Annotated in this window: 4 protein-coding genes; all 4 read right to left on the bottom strand. The window is 50.8% G+C overall.

What is annotated here, in order from left to right; genetic code table 11:
• Positions 1–438 precede the first annotated feature (438 nt).
• Entirely contained in the window at positions 439–633 is a 195-nt protein-coding gene (csrA, locus tag LHW48_06935; protein MCB5260191.1) for a carbon storage regulator CsrA, read from the bottom strand.
• Between the two features lie 91 nt (positions 634–724).
• On the bottom strand, positions 725–1138 hold the full coding sequence (locus LHW48_06930; GenBank protein ID MCB5260190.1) for a hypothetical protein: 414 nt from the start codon (positions 1136–1138) through the stop codon (positions 725–727).
• Positions 1139–1521: 383 nt separating this feature from the next.
• A complete protein-coding gene (locus LHW48_06925; protein ID MCB5260189.1) occupies positions 1522–1884 on the bottom strand; it encodes a hypothetical protein in 363 nt (120 codons plus the stop codon).
• A 134-nt stretch (positions 1885–2018) separates the two neighbouring features.
• Entirely contained in the window at positions 2019–2429 is a 411-nt protein-coding gene (locus tag LHW48_06920) for a hypothetical protein (GenBank protein MCB5260188.1), read from the bottom strand.
• Between the last annotated feature and the right edge of the window lie 167 nt (positions 2430–2596).

Genomic DNA, 2596 nt, shown 5'->3' with positions numbered 1-2596 from the left:
TCGCATGCACTGCAACCCCACCCAGATGTTGGCTTGCCAAGGGCCACAATTGTCTTGTGGCACAAGGAACACTTATGTTCCCAGTACGCCTTTGTCTCGATTCCTTTGGAAGGGTTCATAAAGTCCTCCGAGCTTGCTTTCAAACACACCCCATCGGGTATAAAGTGGCATAATAGTGTGTATTACCTGTTGTTGTATGTTAATTGCAAGCGTGCTTTTATACCTCATCGGGTATTCGTTACTCCCCAGGGCGCAGACATATAACAACTTTGATGCGTTTTTAGCACCTAAACCCATATTCATTATAGAGTTAGGTCGAAAATGGCCTTGTCAAGATGTAGTCAAAACAGCTTAAACAGGTCAATTTGGGGTCTGCGAGGGGTCTTTTTTGTACTCCACCGGGGGCCAAATATAACAACTTAGATATGTTTTTTGGCCTTAACTATCTATGCTTACAGCACTTAGGTTCTTTTGGTCCTGTATCAGGTCATATATCTCCTGACGGTGCACGGGTACTTGGGCGGGTGCTTCTATGCCCAAACGGACCTTCGAGCCGTGTATCTCTATGATGGTGAGTTTAACATTATCACCGATCATGATCGACTGGCCTGCTTTTCTGCACAGTACGAGCATATTCGTCCTTTCTACCAGTCTATCAGCACCGGTAGGAGTGTTACGATTGCCATGAGTATGATATACGCCAGGAATATGGTTTGGGGGAAGCTCATTGCGACACCTCATTAAGATCCAGCAGTACTGCCATCAGGGCAGGAGAGTAGGGGGGTCTGAGCAGGCTTTCTGCGTATCCTAAGGAGAGTTTGTGTTGGAGCCTGACCCCCGCCATGGCCCCTCGTACGAATGTCAGTTGTTCCAGGGCGATGAGGGTGTAGGGCTGGAGGTTCATAGGGCATTTTTCCATGAACAACCACGGCCATTCGAGTTTGTCGGTGGTGAACCATTTGTCGCCGTCAAATATGGCCATTCTGCCGCCAGGGAGGCCCAGGACGTATACTCCTCGATTAAGAGAGGTGATGGTGTACTCATCGATTTTAAAGACCAGCCCGGAGGGGTCTGTGTTGATACTCTGTGGGTTGGTCCATCTGTAGCTGCGAGGTGTACCTTTTACGTTTTTCTTCATGGTTGGATTCCTTTCTGTAAGTCTTTATTTTTCTCATGGGTTAGGCGAATTTCAATTTTTGGCCTTTTTAGGGGCTAAAATGACGTAAGTCCTGATTTTTCTCGCAGGTTAGCGAAATTCTAATTCAGGAGGTAAATAAGGAGCCCCCGACCCGGTCTTTGGGTGGCGATCCACATTCAATAGAGGGACCGAGCCGGGGGTAGGGGGGTTTCAAAACTAGCTGCGTATGAAACCTATATGAACCGCGATAACGCGGGGAGAAGTCTAGGCCCCCAGGTGGGGGCCCGCTGGCCCTCCCGAAACCAGAGATTCAGAAGTCGAATTGATTGAAGCTCACCGGGGTAGTTCGCCTGACGGCTCACCGGGGTAGTTCGCCTGACGGCTCACCAGCTCTGATGCTTTGCCCAGAGCATTGCTTCATTATGCCCCCCAAAGACCCGGTCAATTATCGTCCAGGTCTTCTTGGCCCGCTTGGAACCGGGGCCAGGCACCCTTCCCTTGGAGAGGGCTCCATCTTCACAGAACGCCACCCTCCAACCTTTCGAGGGGAGGTAGTAGATCATCACCAGCCCCTCGTTACCCACCTTGCGGAGGTAGGTGTTGTACTTGCCCCCCGGTCGCACCACCCATCGGTCGTACCTGACTTCATCGAGGGCCAGGCGGGGGCCTCGAATGATCTTGCAGGCGGTGGGTTTGAATCCCGACTGATGGAACTCGGAGAGATCTGGCAGTTTGTTGGTGCGCATAATAGAATCCTTTCTTGCATCTAAGGGTATAGGGGTTCTAGTCCCCACGGTGGGGCTAGAGAATCGAATGTCTGAACAAAAAACCCCGCCCGGAATCCCGAGACTCCAGACGGGGCCTGAGCACCCATGACGGGTTAGAACTTGATGTTGCGGGCCAGGCACCAGTCAATAGACGCCTGATCTTTGTTCTGGGCCTTGCGTACAATCTTGCCTATCACCAGGAAAGCCATTCTAAAGTCTTTGGCGATCTTGGAGCGAATGAGTTCTTTCGCCGCTTGAACTTCGGCGGGGCTGATTGGGGTTCCCTGCGGCTCTTCATTGCCCAGTATGCACCCTCGAGAGTAATGGCTGAAGTATCCATTTCCCACCCCCCGTATAGAACCAGGCAGGGGGCCATTCTTCTTGACCTTGCCGTATTCGTCAGTCCCAGGTTGTTTAATGACCACAGCCCCCGCCTTACGCTGGGCCTTGCTGGGGGTGAAGTATTTCGTTTCGCCTACCTTGGCCCGCCATTCCAGAAATTTGTTAAGCTTTCTTTTCTTCATGATAGTATCCTTTCTGTAGTTTCTTCCCCAGGTTTATACTCGTAGGGGAATAAAAAAAGGTGCGCATGGAAGAGTACTCCACACGCACCCGTATCACAACAATTCCAGGCATTCAGTTATTAAGCAGGATGCTCCAATCACGATTGAGCATATCAATCGCAGGATTG

It is taken from the genome of Candidatus Cloacimonadota bacterium, from assembly GCA_020532355.1.
Classification (GTDB): domain Bacteria; phylum Cloacimonadota; class Cloacimonadia; order Cloacimonadales; family Cloacimonadaceae; genus UBA5456.
Note: the sequence above shows the minus strand (reverse complement) of the source record. Positions and strands in the feature narration are given on the sequence as shown.